13 protein-coding genes are annotated in these 14603 nt (G+C 34.3%); 7 read left to right on the top strand and 6 right to left on the bottom strand.

Annotation, left to right across the window (positions count from 1 at the left end):
• Window positions 1–6: 6 nt before the first annotated feature.
• From QF117_RS19220 to QF117_RS19210, 3 genes are all read right to left on the bottom strand, one after another.
• Window positions 7–1026, bottom strand: a complete 1020-nt coding sequence (locus QF117_RS19220; protein ID WP_282387658.1) for an integrase domain-containing protein — start codon at window positions 1024–1026, stop codon at window positions 7–9.
• A gap of 1518 nt (window positions 1027–2544) precedes the next feature.
• A complete protein-coding gene (locus tag QF117_RS19215; protein WP_282387656.1) occupies window positions 2545–3621 on the bottom strand; it encodes a site-specific integrase in 1077 nt (358 codons plus the stop codon).
• Window positions 3622–4251: 630 nt separating this feature from the next.
• Window positions 4252–4533, bottom strand: coding sequence for a pyocin activator PrtN family protein (locus QF117_RS19210; protein WP_282387655.1), 282 nt, complete (start codon window positions 4531–4533; stop codon window positions 4252–4254).
• 244 nt (window positions 4534–4777) lie between these two features.
• On the opposite strand from QF117_RS19210, the gene QF117_RS19205 reads away from it, so the two are divergent.
• From QF117_RS19205 to QF117_RS19195, 3 genes are all read left to right on the top strand, one after another.
• Window positions 4778–6043 (top strand): DNA cytosine methyltransferase, encoded by a 1266-nt coding sequence (locus QF117_RS19205; RefSeq protein ID WP_282387654.1) that lies wholly within the window; start codon window positions 4778–4780, stop codon window positions 6041–6043.
• Entirely contained in the window at window positions 6040–7128 is a 1089-nt protein-coding gene (locus QF117_RS19200; RefSeq protein WP_282387652.1) for an HpaII family restriction endonuclease, read from the top strand. Before QF117_RS19205 ends, QF117_RS19200 begins: the two co-directional genes overlap by 4 nt.
• A 570-nt stretch (window positions 7129–7698) precedes the next feature.
• Window positions 7699–8682 carry a hypothetical protein gene (locus QF117_RS19195; protein ID WP_282387650.1) on the top strand — a complete coding sequence of 328 codons (984 nt, stop codon included), beginning with the start codon at window positions 7699–7701 and terminating at the stop codon, window positions 8680–8682.
• Here QF117_RS19195 and QF117_RS19190 read toward each other — a convergent pair whose 3' ends face one another.
• Window positions 8683–10767: a hypothetical protein gene (locus tag QF117_RS19190; protein WP_282387648.1), complete on the bottom strand. Its 2085-nt coding sequence runs from the start codon at window positions 10765–10767 to the stop codon at window positions 8683–8685.
• A 1-nt stretch (window position 10768) separates the two neighbouring features.
• Window positions 10769–11152, bottom strand: coding sequence for a plasmid mobilization relaxosome protein MobC (gene mobC / locus QF117_RS19185; RefSeq protein ID WP_282387647.1), 384 nt, complete (start codon window positions 11150–11152; stop codon window positions 10769–10771).
• Window positions 11153–11429: 277 nt separating this feature from the next.
• On the opposite strand from mobC, the gene QF117_RS19180 reads away from it, so the two are divergent.
• Genes QF117_RS19180 through QF117_RS19170 form a run of 3 tightly spaced genes read left to right on the top strand, consistent with a single transcriptional unit; the run spans window position 11430 to window position 12133 of the window.
• Window positions 11430–11723 (top strand): hypothetical protein, encoded by a 294-nt coding sequence (locus tag QF117_RS19180; protein WP_282387646.1) that lies wholly within the window; start codon window positions 11430–11432, stop codon window positions 11721–11723.
• 17 nt (window positions 11724–11740) lie between these two features.
• Window positions 11741–11917, top strand: coding sequence for a hypothetical protein (locus tag QF117_RS19175; RefSeq protein ID WP_282387644.1), 177 nt, complete (start codon window positions 11741–11743; stop codon window positions 11915–11917).
• A gap of 6 nt (window positions 11918–11923) precedes the next feature.
• Complete coding sequence (locus QF117_RS19170; protein WP_282387643.1) at window positions 11924–12133, top strand: hypothetical protein; 210 nt, start codon at window positions 11924–11926, stop codon at window positions 12131–12133.
• Window positions 12134–12245: 112 nt separating this feature from the next.
• Here QF117_RS19170 and QF117_RS19165 read toward each other — a convergent pair whose 3' ends face one another.
• The gene (locus tag QF117_RS19165; RefSeq protein WP_282387642.1) at window positions 12246–13421 is read right to left on the bottom strand and encodes a site-specific integrase; all 1176 of its coding nucleotides are present in this window, start codon (window positions 13419–13421) and stop codon (window positions 12246–12248) included.
• 160 nt (window positions 13422–13581) lie between these two features.
• Here QF117_RS19165 and dusA point away from each other — a divergent pair, with 160 nt between their 5' ends.
• Window positions 13582–14601, top strand: a complete 1020-nt coding sequence (dusA, locus tag QF117_RS19160; protein WP_282387641.1) for a tRNA dihydrouridine(20/20a) synthase DusA — start codon at window positions 13582–13584, stop codon at window positions 14599–14601.
• The last annotated feature ends 2 nt before the right edge of the window (window positions 14602–14603 follow it).

Raw genomic sequence — 14603 nt, 5'->3', positions numbered from 1 at the left:
TCCTTACTACCCTAAGTAGTTGTTAGTTATTCCAATACGATGATGACCAAGCTCCTCTGCTACACACATACGTGCTTGGTAATCAAAAGCTTTTGCTTGCTCGACAGAACATCCAATCTTTTCAGCGAGATAGTTGAAGTGCTCAAAGCCATGTTTTACCCCTACAGCTACAGGGCATTGAAGGCCTGAAACATTCGTTTGTTTTTCTAGGTGTGTTGAATAGCGTTGATGTGCATAGGCGTGGCGTTCACTATGTGGTTGGAAGCCAACCTTTGCGTATTCTCTGTAAGCTGCACTTTGAAATTGAGCGTAGCTGAGAGGTTTGGGAATCATTGAGTAGTGGTTCCCTTGTATGGCTGCAGCTCTTTCCAATGCGTCAATCTGTTTTGGTGATGAGCTTGGTACTTGGCGTGTTTGACCACCTTTTGTGCCATTGGAAACCGTAACAACTTTATTAGATAAAGCTTCCTTGAGCATTTGTTGAGGGTTTGATTTACATGACTCTTGAAAGCGCAAGCCTAGTTCACGCTGAAGTTCAGCCATAGATGAGAGTCGTTCAGGTAGCTGGCTAAGAACTTGTTTATGCTGTTGCTCGTTGATTGATTTATTAACGGTAGTAATCTCAGTGCGAGTAGGAAGTCCAGCCTCTTTACCTGTTACTTTTAGTGAGCCATTTCCAACGGCTTGCTCTAGTACGCTATTAACGGCAGCAAGGTAATCGTGAGTTGTTTTTGCTGAGATCTCGTTATTCTCATAACGCTCATTCAACCTTTCAGCGTAAGCAGCTACATGCTCCTTATCTATCTTTCTCATATCCTTAATACCGTGCTCCTCTTTTAGGAACCGACTAAACTGTTTAAAGCGAGAGTGCTGATCGGCTACGGTTTTATAGCCGATTTGCTTAGCATTATGCTTTTCTATGAGAGAGTGCTTTGCTGCACTGTCCATATCTCTTGAACGTAAACCAAAATTCCTAGCGTTCGGGCTCGTACGCTCCGTACGATTTGTCGGTCGATAAATTTTCATGGGTAATTCCTAAGTATTTGTAAATAAAGAACCATCCTTTCGCTGCAGCTAGCTGTCGATAAATGTAAATGCGCCTAATATATGGGCGCGGCACCGATAGGATATAGAGAGATAAATGCGCCTCTTACGCTTGATAGTCATACGAAATTTGTTCAGTTTGAGATAGCTAGTGACTGAGTTTTGAGATCTCATAGGAGGAGAGGTCATAGCTATAGCGAATGAATTAAATTGGTATGAGGTTGGTTGCTCTTGGAAGAGTTAGGAGTAGTACACGTGGCTGCGTCACAAGTCTTCCGTATAGGTTTATACGACTGACAATACTGGGTCCTGATATGACTGAAATAGCATGTTTTCATGTATTTTCATGTCTGAATATAAGCCTGTGAATCAGTCCTGAGACTATGTCTAGTAAGGGCTGTCTTGGGGGCTGTCTCGTTCGTCTATTTTTTATAAGGCTCAGCTTACCTAGGTGATTTCTAGGAAAATGTAAAATAGACGAACGATAGTTTGGCCTGAGATCTTCAAGCCGAGACACAGAATGAAACTGGGTCTAGAGATCTGTTCACATCACATTGCTACGATGCACAGTTAGCGAGTTGATCGCTATGGTTAGGCGAGGGATTACACCCCCAATATATCAATGAGCAAGACCAATTAGGTCAGCACAATGGGTGTCCTTTTATCCCAGTTTCACCATCTGGTTTGCACACTCGTATCCATCAATGGATGAATATCAAGCACGCTGTTTGAGTTATAAGTAAAACACCATTTTCTAGGTCATATCGGAAATAAGGACGCTATTTTGCGAAATTAAAGTGTATTTTTGCTAAATTTTGGCTCACGGGCGGGATTAGATTGCGGAGGGTTATGTTTTGTTAGCTGGCCTCTTTGTAGGGTAGTAGTAATGTTGAACCTGAGATCTCTATTTCATTCCATAGAAACTCGTTTGTAAATCGTTTAGCACCGCACTTGTCATTAGGATCTCTCTCCCGAAACTCGACTTTATGCATTGAGATTTATATTTGTGGCGATAAAGTAAACCGTACAACGTTTGTTGCGAAGACTGTTATTTTAATCTTATGACTCGTTAGGAGGAAGTATGGGGTGGTTTACAAGTTTCTTGGTAGCGGGTGGGTCTAGCAAAGACAGTGATGACATAACGGTTTTTTCGTTTCCAATGTGGTGCCATATCCCGTTCCTTATTATTCTATTTCTATTTTGGAATATTGGCTACAACTGGCTTATGCTTAGCTTCTTTACTTTTCTCTACTTAATATTTCCAGTGTGGTCTATTCTCGGTGCAGTGTGGTGGTTTTCAATATTAAAATTTTAAATGCCATTCCCAGTGTTGCTTGGACCTTAATGTGAAATTTCATTCCCTCTAGAGTGCTGAATGCTACTTACACTGAGCATTCGTTAAGGAGGGTAATATGAAAGATAACCAAGAATCACTGTAAATGAGTTGGAATTGTTGGCTATAAACTGCGAGAGCTCTGCTCTTTCTATGTAATAAAACAATTAAAGCACCGATTTTACCTTTTTACCTTGTAAGGAATTTGGATACAGCTCGGTATAGACCTGCCATAAGATATTCAGCGAACGATGCCCAGTAACTTGCGCCACTTCTTCAATGGTAAATCCTGCCTCAAATAAGCGGCTCGCTCCTTCTCGTCTTAAGTCGTGATAACGTAAATCCTCTATACCTAGCTCTTTTCGTGTTCTACGAAATCCTGCCGTGACACTACGCGAGTTATAGGGAAAGATGAGGTCGCCATCTTTGGGTTGTCTCTGCAAGATATCCCAGGCATCCCCAAGTAAAGGAGCCCATTGATGGTTACCTTCCTTTTTACGAGGGTCTTTTCTATCCCGCACTCTTACCGCTCTTTGTATTTCGTTCACATCTTCCCAGCGTATAGAGCAAATTTCGCCAATACGCATACAGGTTAAAATAGAGAATTCAAAGAGAGTGGAGTAGGGAATGCAGCACTTCGGTGATTGTTCTAGCTCAGAAAGAGCATTATGAAGCCGTTTGATTTCTTCTTGAGTTGGTCGGCGGCTGCGTCTAGCACTTTTAGTGATGAGCTTCATGTAGACAAGTGTTGGGTGAGCTTGTTTAAAAATATGATCATTGATCGTCATTCCCCATATTGCTTTAGCTGCTTTGAATATTGAGCGCAGGTTCGAGATCTCTACGGCATTGGTTTGAGGCTTAATGCCATCGATTTCAATTCGATGCTTGCAGTGTTGAATGAGATGATTTTCATTAAAGTCATTCAAAGACACAAAACTCAGAGGGTAATTAAGCAGTTGGCGAAGATTTGAGAACTTAGTACGTTTTGAATTCATTGAGGAATCCTCAAGGGCCATTTCGATTAAATCACCTATTGTTTCGTTGTGGGGAAGGTAGCCACCATCTTTAGCTCCTTCTATTTTCCCGACCTCACGCTGTCCCCAGCCTTCCGCTTCACGTTTAGTTTTGAAACTCTTGCTTTTATCGATGATACTTTTACCTAAATAGCGTTCACGAACTCGGCAGCGGTACAAATTCCCTTTTGCTGTCTTTCTAGTGATCTTCTCAACAAAGTAACGTGCCATAGCTTAAATCCTCATGCTTGGGTGAGAAGGGAAGTTGATGTAGAATCCCCGCTCTTCAAATAAAACATGATTTGAATCGGCATTTCGGCATTAAGAAGGCTATTTTAGCTGCTTAATGTTTTTTTCGATTTTAGAGTAAATTTCTCGACCATTTTGTGGGACAGATTTGGACAACTATGGTCCAAACAGGGCAAAAAAGGTCGAATTTCGGGTTAAATAGGGCAAAAAGATGCAAAATGATGCGACTCAAAAAACAACTGATGCTTTTGAAATGAAAGGGAAAAACCCACATTTCTACCATTCCCGATTTTCGATTGCTCCCATGCTAGATAGGTGCGATTGGATGGTGAAAATATATTTATTTCAATTACTTATTTGATTGTATTTGTATTTGGGGGTTAATCTGGGGGTCAAAAGGATTTCTTTTTTAAATTAATTCTATTTTAAGTTATTGTTTTTGAACGTTTTACCTTATTCTTGCATATTGTGACATATTTTACCATCGCATCTACAAATTTTAACCAATATCGGTTTAATAGATTCTTTGGGGTCATCTGGGGTCACCCGTTTTTCTAGTAAAAAAAAAAGCTGAACCTGCCGAAGCAGGAACAACTTTCCTTCCCAGAATTATCATCCAATTTGAAAGCTTTTCCATAAGCTTTTCTCCTCTTCAACTCTTCTGTTGATAAAATCGACTAAATCGCTCAGTGCTACTACATACGGAGACTTTTGCGTATCACCGACCCTGAAGCAAGGAAAAGGCAAAGAATGCGTTTTAGCCCTGTTTAAAGCAGTTCTACGTGCAAGATTCAAGTATGGTTCAGCAAGTTCTTCAACAGGGATTAAAGCCCTATAGTTAAACTGTTGAAGTAGAATCTGGTGAGTTAGCGTTAGTTCATCACTTTTTTTCATTTTAATGCCCCTTTGTAGTTGGGGCGCAAGCTCTTTCGAGCAATGCAAAATTCCGTTCTTGCACAAAAGAGATAATACTAAACAGATCTACTATTGACAACGAATCTATCCTATTTGGGGGTTGGCTAAAAGTTGATTCCCTATCTCCTGTGTTCTTCATGTATAATACAATGTCTAAATAAAAAATCCTGTATATAATTACAGTGTTTTGTTAAGCTGTGTTAAATAATCATAGGATCTATTTATGTTAATTACAGAAGATTTCTTGCAAGAAACATTGAACAATAAAAAATTCAAAAAAGATTTTTATAATCAACAAGATAAAATTGCTTCGTTTACTCATTTTTTACATAATAAGGGTGCTGTATACTCTGAACATTTTAAAGATGAAGCGCTTAAGTTTTTAGAAACTGTATTATCTTGGAAGTTTCCAAATAAAGATATCTCTGAAAATCTTCTCCATAACACATTGAATACAATTACTAATAGCTCATATATGAACTGTCCATTTCCAACACCAGAAAACTCAAATTTTACTTTTATAGATTTATTTGCAGGCATTGGTGGGTTTAGATTAGCACTGCAAAACCTTGGTGGTGCCTGCGTTTTCTCTAGCGAGTGGGATGCTTATTCAAAACAAACTTATAAAGCTAACTTTGGTAAATTACCATTTGGTGATATTACATTGCCAGAAACAAAGGCTGCAATACCTCAGTCATTTGATGTTTTATGCGCTGGTTTCCCGTGTCAGGCATTTTCTATTGCAGGTAAAAGAGGTGGCTTTGAAGATACGAGAGGGACGCTTTTCTTTGATGTGGCTGAAATTATTAAAAAGCACAAACCCAAAGCGTTTTTATTAGAGAATGTTAAAGGTTTAACCAATCATGATAAGGGAAAAACACTAGCAACAATATTAAATGTGTTAAGAGAAGATCTTGATTACTTTGTTCCTGAGCCAAGAATTATAAATGCGAAAGACTTCGGTGTCCCACAAAATAGAGAAAGAATCTTTATTGTTGGTTTTAGAAAAGACTTAAATATTAACTCATTTGAATATCCTGAACCATTGGAATCAAGTCCTTGTGTTAATGATATCCTTGAAAAAAATGAAGTGTCTGTAAAATATTATTTATCTACACAATATCTATCAACGTTAGTAAATCATAAAAAACGTCATGAAGATAAAGGTAATGGTTTTGGCTATCAGATTTTAGATAGCAATGGTATAGCTAATGCGGTGGTATGTGGTGGAATGGGGAGGGAGCGTAATTTAGTTTTGGATCATAAATTAACGAATTTCATTCCCGTAACGAAAATCAAAGGTGAAGTAAATCGAGAGGGTATTCGAAAAATGACACCAAGAGAATGGGCAAGATTACAGGGCTTTCCTGATACTTATGAAATTGTTGTTTCGGATGCTCAGGCATATAAACAATTTGGCAACTCTGTTGCTGTCCCTGCGATTCAAGCCACAGCCCAAGAAATATTAAATTTATTGGATTTAAAATGAGCATTAAAGGAAATATCGGAGAGTGGAGTGAAATATACACTCTTCTAAAAGTTTTAGGCGATGAAAATCTTTATGCAGGAGATGAGTCTATTGAAAAACTTAAAGATGTTGTTTATCCAGTGCTTAAAGTATTAAGAACTGAATCTACGGGAGAGTTTGAGTATTCTTTAAATCAAAACGTTGTTTTTATTACGAGCAATGGTAATAAACTCTTGGATTTACCAGTAGCAGAGTTTGCTAAAAAAGCTCAAAAAACTCTTGAACAAATCCTTAAAAATAAAAAACAAAAAAATACTACGTTCTCAATCCCTGAAATTGAACAGTTTATGGGACTGATTCATTGTAAATCATTAAAAGCTTCATCAAGCCAAAAAACAGACATTACAATAGTTATACATGATGAAAAAACAAACCAGCAACCAGTGCTTGGTTTTAGCATTAAATCTCAACTTGGTAACCCATCAACTTTATTAAATGCAGGAAAGACAACGAACTTTAAATATAAAGTTCAAGGGTTAAGTAATACACAAATGTTGGAAGTAAATGCCATTGAGAACCCTAAAAAACTATTAAAGCGAGTCTCAAAAATTAAAGAATTAGGCGGGGCATTTGAGTTTGAAAGAATAAGTAATACTGTGTTTTCTAATAACTTAATTTTAATTGATAGTTTACTTCCTGATATTATAAGTGAAATTGTTTTAAATTTTTATTCAACAAGTTCCTCAAAATTTTCTGATCTCGTTGACGAATTAGAGAAATTAAATCCTCTTGGTTTTGATAACACAAACAAACATCTCTTTTATACTTATAAAATTAAAAAAATGCTTACAGATATTGCATTAGGCTTAACCCCTGCAAAAGTATGGACAGGTAAATATGATGCGACTGGTGGTTATTTAATAGTAAAAGATGATGGAGAATTACTTTGTTATCATCTTTATAATAAAAATGCATTTGAAGATTACTTATTCTCAAATACTAAGCTAGATACTGCCAGTACATCAAGATATGATTTTGGTGAGCTTTATGAAGAATTTGGAAATATGTATTTCAATTTAAACTTACAAATTAGATTTTTAAAATAATAATGTGTTAAATATAACTCCCTGACACTTATTTAATTTACACTATACGAGACTTTTAGATTAAGCCAACCCAATAGGGTAGGCTTTTCATTTAATTGGCTTAAAATGGATTTTAGAACCTCATCCGCAAGCTCCTTCGGATAATCAGATAATCTTTTATGCTTTGGCCTCAGGCCGATAAAAACAAAAAATAAACTTATCTTCACTATGATCTTATATATATTCTTTTTTAAATATCTGAATTAGTTTTTATTGTGATCTTATTAGGGTGACAATTAGCTAGGTAGAGAGGTGACAAGCAACTAGGTTTTTGGGTGACAGGTAGCTAGATCTTTGGGTGACAGGTGGCTAGGCTTGACTAATTAGGAATAAATGGTCTACTGAAATCAAGACAAAAAAAAAGCCACTTAGCAGGTGGCTGTCTTTAACTAAACTTCTCATTCCAAAGAGATATAAATATTAATAGCATAAAATTACCTTTAGTAAAGTGTGTTTTATGGAAATATTATAATAATCCCTTAATTTTAGAAGTTTAACTAACAACAAAAATTAAAATAAAGGATTATTACAATGGAAAACAACAAAATATTTTTAAGGCTACCCAACACAATCATGAGCACCAAACACAACCTACATAGAGAATTATTTAACTTTAATACAAGCATGGAACAAAAAGTTTTTATGGCTGTGTTAGCTTATGCAAGTTCTATTTTTGTCAGAAACAAAATAAAGGGAATACAACATTTTTCAACCGTTGGGTTGCTTTCTGATGATCGATTCTTACCTGCCAATCTAGTTCATTCTAAACTTGAAGAAATAATAAATAATATAAGGTCTCCTTTCTTTGACACGTTGACGGTCAAAGATAAAAAAGTATCTTTTGAGTTTTCAAATCGCTACAAAAGAGAAGTAATAAAAAAAGGATTTCAACAAATAAATCTAATGAGCTTGAAGTCATGTAAAACTCTAAGAGCTACCCAAGTTGCTATCATGATAATGATGAAACCTAATGCTTATTTAAACTTAAACTACTTACTTGATGTATTAAAAATACACAAAGAAATTAAAAGAACTTCAAGAATTAGAGAGATTAAAAGGGTTTTTAAATCACTTAAAGATCAAGGTTTAGTAAGTGAATGGGAATATAAACACCCTGCAACAAAAAGTGCTGAGGTTTTGCCAGAACATTATAAATTTCATTACAAAAATACACCTGTTAAATCGTCAAAAGAAGTCGATAACGTGCAAGAACAAGCAGATGATACAAACAATAAAACTATGACTGTTGAAGAAAGCATTAAAAAAAGAAATGACTACTATGAACACACTGAAAAACTTAAAAAAATTGGTGTAGAAGATAAGCAGTTCATGATTAAGGCCATAGATAGAGAACCTATCTCAATCATGGGTCATACTGACTACTTAAATTATGTAGAAGAACCAAGAGAAGAAAAAGTGATAAACCCATCAAAATCTAACTTGCCAAAACTCAAAAAAGTAAGTTCTAACGATGAGTTAACTAACGAATTAAAAGATTTAAAGTTAGATGTTTAATTAATCTTCATCACGTTTAACAACTTTACCGTTTTTATCAAGTTTATATTTAGATTTTTTCTTAAAAGAATCATCTTTTTTATTAGAAGATTTTTTTAATTCTTTTTTTGTTTTTTCTTTTGATTTATCAACCTTTGGTTTATATTCAAAGCTTTCTTTTAATGACATTCCTGATTTTAAATGTTTTTCTATATCAATAACATTAACATCTTTAAATTTAGAGTTATATATTTGAGTTTTAACAAAACCAATCAACTCATTTTTATATTCATCAGCTACATAATTACCATCAACCAATTTTATTAAATTGTCTTTTGAAAGAAGATCATTACCAATAATATCTTTTAATTCACTAATTTTTAAAGTCGGTTCTTTTGTTTGAAAGAACAATAAATCATCTTTATTTGAAGCATAAGCAACAGTCATTGAGTCTAGAATCAACTGTTTATTATTACTCTCTGCATTCGTCCAACCGTTAGATTTAGCTAGTTTATAAGCCATTTCAACATCAAACTCATTCATGTTATTACCAAATGAAATTTTGTTTTTTTCAGCATTTATCTTTATGTTGTGATTATGTGGATACTTTTCAGCGTTTTTCTTTGCATAAAAGATAGAAATCGAACCATCAATATTTACTTTTTCTTTGTAGTTATTGTTTAAATTGCTTATTTTAAAGTTATTTTCTACATGATTTTTATTATTACTTGTTAGTGTTAATAAGCTTGTTTCACCCGTTAACAAACTAAATAATTCTGGATCATTCTTCTTGATTTTGCCAAAAGTTAAATATGAGTTAACTTTACCGCCTGCCATAGCAAGATCATCATGTTTTGTTGAATTAAACGTAATTCCGCCACTTTTACCATTGTTATGAAATGTAATATTTGCTTCGATATTATTCTCATTAAGTAATTTTAAAAACTCTTTTGAATTAGTCGATTGTCTATAAGAGTTGTTAATTGTATTTTTGAAATTAAGCTTTTCATTTGCATGATCAACTTTAAGATTCATTTTTTCATTTTGTTTGGATTTTTCATCATGATATTTTTTACGATCTTCTTTTAGCTTACCTAATGATATGTTGTTTTTATGCAATTTTTCATTAATCATCTGATTGTTGCTGATAAACTTTTCATTAATTTTATCCATTTTCTTGTAATTATCTTTGATTTTATTATCTAATTCTTTTCTATCTCTATAAGCTTTGGTTGTTTCTGGTTCAAGTAATTGTTTAGCAATCCAATTTGAAGCAGATTGTAATACACCATATTTTATAGGCTTTTCAAGCTTTTCATTTTCATCTTGCAACGGTTTTATTTTATTTATTTTAAGTTTTTTTATTTTGCCACGAGTCGCAAGGTTCTTAATCTTTGTATTTTCAATTTCATCAGTTTTTTTATTGATGTATTTAATTTTTCCATCTTCATCAATTAAAATTTTCATGTCTCGAATTTTGTTTTTAGTGATTTTGTTTGATGATGATTTATCACCGGGGAAATAAGTTTTTTTCTTCTTCCCGTCAACCGTTTTCCAAATCCAATTATTAGGATCATTTTTTCCTGTAAGTGTTAGATTTTCAGATTTTTCAAGCTTTTGGATAAAGTTATTAACTCTATGAAAGTCATTAGATTTTAATTGATACTTTCCATTCTCATCATGTAGACCTCTGACTAGGTGGAAATGAAGCTTATTTGAGTCGATTTGTGGCCAAAGCATTTGAGGCGCACCATTGGGATTAGCCTCATTAGCTATCTTTAAAGCTAGTTCTGTAAGTTTTTTCATTCCATACTTTTCATCATCTGCTCTATCAAATGAAATAGTTGAATGCTCGTATATGTGCTTTTGTCTTTTGTTCGTTGATAGTAATGAATTAGCATGAATGTCTAATACAAAGTTTTCAGTTAATCGTTTATAACTTTCTTCATCACTAACATCATCACAATAACCAACGTTAGAAATAACACCAATTAGTCTTGGATTGGTTTTATTGTGAAAACCTTTCTTTTCTTTTGAGTTATACCTAACCACACCTTTCAAAGCTTTAATGCTTTCGCCTTTGTGCAATACTCTAAACACTGCCATATTATTTCTCCCTGCTGTAAAAAACAGGGATTACATTTTTACAGAAATAAATCCTCGCTCGTTTAATTTGGTTTGAAAGATTTTGAAATTCTTCAAAAGAATGATCATCAATTTGACCATTAGTATTAGCTACTTTTGCAATTTGGTTTAAGTTTGTTCCTGCTCTTTGTAAAGAATTTATATACTTTAAAGCTTTACCATCTTGATCAACCTGAACCTTTTTTATGCCTTTTGTTTCACTCATCAGGCGAATAATTAAATCTTCCCAATCCTTACATTTATAAATTAATTTAAACTCATGTAAATCATCATACAGATCATCATCTAACCTTATCTTGATTGATTTTCTTCTGGGTTTTTTCTCTTTTTCTATTTCGTTATCCATAACTAAATCCTCAATATTATCCAAATGCCAATGCGGAAATATTGCCTCTAATTATGTAAGTGTATTTTTGTTTTTATTTTACATTTACGAAGTAAATCGAGAGGTTTGGGGGGACCCCAAGCCATATCTCGCAATATAACCTATATATAACTTTTATATCATTTGGTTTTATTTAGTCAACTGCATAAATTGAAGTTATTTATTGTTGTCTAATTTGACAACTTTAAAAAACATGATATCTAAATAGTAATAAATTCAAAAATTAGGAGGTTGAAAAATGACAGAAATAAATTGCAAGGAAAAGATAGATGAAAAATTTCTTACGGGAATGCTAATTAAGTTTTTCGAAGATGGTGTTAAGTTGTCAAAAACTGATTTGAAAGTTTATTTTAATATGTATATATATTCTAATAAATATGATTACTTTAAGTTTGATAAGTATTCTGATGTTGAATTTTATATTGGAGTTGATAAATATCAATTTTCAAAAAGTATTAAAAAATTAGTTGCTGCTGAATGTGTTGTCAAAAATGACAATAGTTTTTATTTAGAAAGTCAAATACCATTTTAAAAAATAGGAGAATATTAATGTATAAAAATAAATATAGTGATAAGAAAATGAGTCTTTATATAGAGTTGATTCATCAATACGAATTAGAATTAGAAGAAGAAGGTCGAGAAGATTTTAGAGATTTCATAATAGAACAAATTGAAAAATTGAATAAATCAAAAAGATATTTAGAAAATTGGACAATAGGAGATTAAATAATAATGATAATAAAAGGTATGGCGTTTGAACATTTTCTAGATTCACTCGAAGAACTAGCATATTTTGATTATGAGTTGAATAAAGAAAAAGATACTCAATTTGTTTATGATTTTCTTCAATATGTATCTTTTTTAATTGATCAAGATGAAGATATTGATGAAGATGAAAAAGAAGAAATCAAAGAGAGATTTGAAAAATATAACTTTTGGTAATTTAAAAATTAGAGTAAGAACACATTATTGTCAAATTAGCATAGGTTTTGTTTTTATTGACCTTCGATTAAATTGTTGTTGTCGATTTAGACAACAACAATGATTAATTATTTTATTTTTTAATGAATGCAGGAGTAAATGATTCAATATCAAAATTCTCCATTTCTAAATGCTGATAGACATTATGAAGTATGTTGATACTTTTATGACCACTGATTTTTGCTAAAACATTCAACGGAACACCTCTTTCAGCGAGATTGCTTAAGCAGTGTCTACGAAGATCATGATACCTAATATCACCAATACCTAGCTCTTTTCTAACTCGTTGCCAACCAGCAGTTACACTTCTTGAATTATAGGGAAATATCAAATCTGCCTTTTCTGGGTCTGTTGATTTTTTCTGTCTTGCTATAATATCTGCCGCATCACCGATCAATGGTATGACTGAATGCTTGTTTGCTTTTTCAGTCGGGTCGGGATCTTTACGTTCACGAATTATTAAAGTCTTTTTCTCAAAATTAAAATCTTCCCAACGAACCCTAGTGATTTCACTGATACGCATTGCAGTAAGTAAAGATATATCGAGAATATCTAAAAACGGAATGATTGAACCTCTATGCTCTTGTCTTTTTCTTAAACCTTCCCTCATTATCTGAAGCTGTTCATCTGTAGGTCTGTGGCTTGTTCTTGGTTGAGATTTACCAATCAATTTATATTTAACAAGTAGAGGGATAGCTTCTTCATGATATTTTAAATTTGCATTAATTTTAAAAAAAGATTTTGCGCTTTGCATAACGGTATGCAAATAAGTTACATCATGAAAAACTGTTTGAGGCTTTGGCTTTGTATGTTCATTTATTCGAAGTTTACAATGCGCTATAATATCGTCAGCACGAAGATTACTAGCAAGAATTGCTGAAATAGGGTAGTGAAGTAAAGCGTTGAGAACATACATTTTTGTTCTACCAAGTGGTTCAATTGCACCGCTTGGATCATTAGGTTTTTTAGGTTCGTCAGGGTCATGAAGTCGTAAATAGAGATCGATCAGTTCACCAACTGTTGCTTCTTTTAAATTATCTTCTTCACGAAATGAACCAGCTTTTTTTCTGGCTTCTATCGCTTCCATTTCATTTCTGATTTTCTCACCCCAAGTTTTTGCAAGCTTGCGAGTTGAAAATGTATCTTGTTTTTCAGCGATTTTTTTACCGTTTTTTGTAACTCTAACTTTTACTCTAAATTTAGAATTACCATTTGCCGATTTTCGCTCTTCTATACTAACTGATGCCATACCTTCACCTCTTATTAATTTGGGGTCATTTTGGGGTCAGTCCCAAATGCTTGGGGTCAAAGTATCAAGCGTTTTGGGGTTATTTTGGGGTCAAAACATTCTTAAAATGTATCAGAATTGGTCAAAATAGGCAATAACACAATATTCAATGAGATTTTTAATGATCAATAAAAGCACTAAAAACAATGACTTAAACAGAAGGTATCCAAGTAACCGTTTCTCCGTTGCACCCATGCTCGATTGGACCGATCGTCATTGCCGATACTTCCACCGATTACTCACAAGTCAAACCCTGCTTTATACCGAGATGATCACAACCGGCGCGATCATTCATGGTAAAGGGGACTTTCTTGCTTATAACGAAGAAGAGCACCCGGTTGCGCTTCAATTTGGTGGTTCAAACCCAACGGATCTTGCAACTTGTGCCAAGCTAGCACAAGAGCGAGGCTATGATGAAATCAACTTGAATGTTGGTTGCCCGTCAGATCGTGTTCAAAATGGCCGTTTTGGTGCTTGTTTAATGGCCGAGCCACAGTTGGTGGCTGATTGTGTGTCAGCGATGAGTGAGGTGGTTGATATTCCGGTGACCGTCAAAACGCGTATTGGTATTGATGATCAAGATTCTTATGAGTTTTTGACCGATTTTATTTCGATAGTGTCAGAAAAGGCGAAGTGTGAGCAGTTTACGATACACGCACGTAAGGCCTGGTTGAGCGGTTTGAGCCCGAAAGAGAACCGAGAAATTCCACCGCTTGATTACGATAGAGCTTACCAAATAAAGAAAGATTTCCCTCACTTATCCATTGCAGTAAATGGTGGTGTAAAAACGTTAGAAGAAACACTCATCCACCTAAAACATCTAGATGGCGTTATGGTTGGGCGCGAAGCGTATCAAAATCCGTATTTACTGGCTCAAGTTGATCAGTTGATTTTTGGCTTGGATAAGCCAATCATGAAGCGCAGTGAAGCGGTAGAGGCGATGCTTCCTTATATAGAGCAGCAATTATCTAATGGCGCTAAGTTGGGTCATATTACTCGTCATATGCTGGGGCTGTATCAAGGTATGCCTGGCGGCCGACAGTGGCGTCGATACATCAGTGAGAATGCGCATAAACCAGGTTCTGGAGTTGAGGTCGTGCAAGCCGCATTAGCCAAAATCCCCGCGGAACTCGATGTGTAAAA

Origin of the sequence: Vibrio sp. YMD68, from assembly GCF_029958905.1 — a bacterium.
In the GTDB taxonomy this organism is placed as follows: domain Bacteria; phylum Pseudomonadota; class Gammaproteobacteria; order Enterobacterales; family Vibrionaceae; genus Vibrio.
This window is presented reverse-complemented; position numbering and strand designations above follow the sequence as displayed.

Excerpts from the sequence above, each read along its gene's own strand:
- mobC (WP_282387647.1), bottom strand. The coding sequence starts at position 11,152 with ATGGATAACGAAATAGAAAAAGAGAAAAAACCCAGAAGAAAATCAATC.
- QF117_RS19220 (WP_282387658.1), bottom strand. The coding sequence starts at position 1,026 with ATGAAAATTTATCGACCGACAAATCGTACGGAGCGTACGAGCCCGAAC.
- QF117_RS19165 (WP_282387642.1), bottom strand. The coding sequence starts at position 13,421 with ATGGCATCAGTTAGTATAGAAGAGCGAAAATCGGCAAATGGTAATTCT.
- dusA (WP_282387641.1), top strand. The coding sequence starts at position 13,582 with ATGATCAATAAAAGCACTAAAAACAATGACTTAAACAGAAGGTATCCA.
- QF117_RS19210 (WP_282387655.1), bottom strand. The coding sequence starts at position 4,533 with ATGAAAAAAAGTGATGAACTAACGCTAACTCACCAGATTCTACTTCAA.
- QF117_RS19205 (WP_282387654.1), top strand. The coding sequence starts at position 4,778 with ATGTTAATTACAGAAGATTTCTTGCAAGAAACATTGAACAATAAAAAA.
- QF117_RS19190 (WP_282387648.1), bottom strand. The coding sequence starts at position 10,767 with ATGGCAGTGTTTAGAGTATTGCACAAAGGCGAAAGCATTAAAGCTTTG.
- QF117_RS19200 (WP_282387652.1), top strand. The coding sequence starts at position 6,040 with ATGAGCATTAAAGGAAATATCGGAGAGTGGAGTGAAATATACACTCTT.
- QF117_RS19170 (WP_282387643.1), top strand. The coding sequence starts at position 11,924 with ATGATAATAAAAGGTATGGCGTTTGAACATTTTCTAGATTCACTCGAA.
- QF117_RS19175 (WP_282387644.1), top strand. The coding sequence starts at position 11,741 with ATGTATAAAAATAAATATAGTGATAAGAAAATGAGTCTTTATATAGAG.
- QF117_RS19195 (WP_282387650.1), top strand. The coding sequence starts at position 7,699 with ATGGAAAACAACAAAATATTTTTAAGGCTACCCAACACAATCATGAGC.
- QF117_RS19215 (WP_282387656.1), bottom strand. The coding sequence starts at position 3,621 with ATGGCACGTTACTTTGTTGAGAAGATCACTAGAAAGACAGCAAAAGGG.
- QF117_RS19180 (WP_282387646.1), top strand. The coding sequence starts at position 11,430 with ATGACAGAAATAAATTGCAAGGAAAAGATAGATGAAAAATTTCTTACG.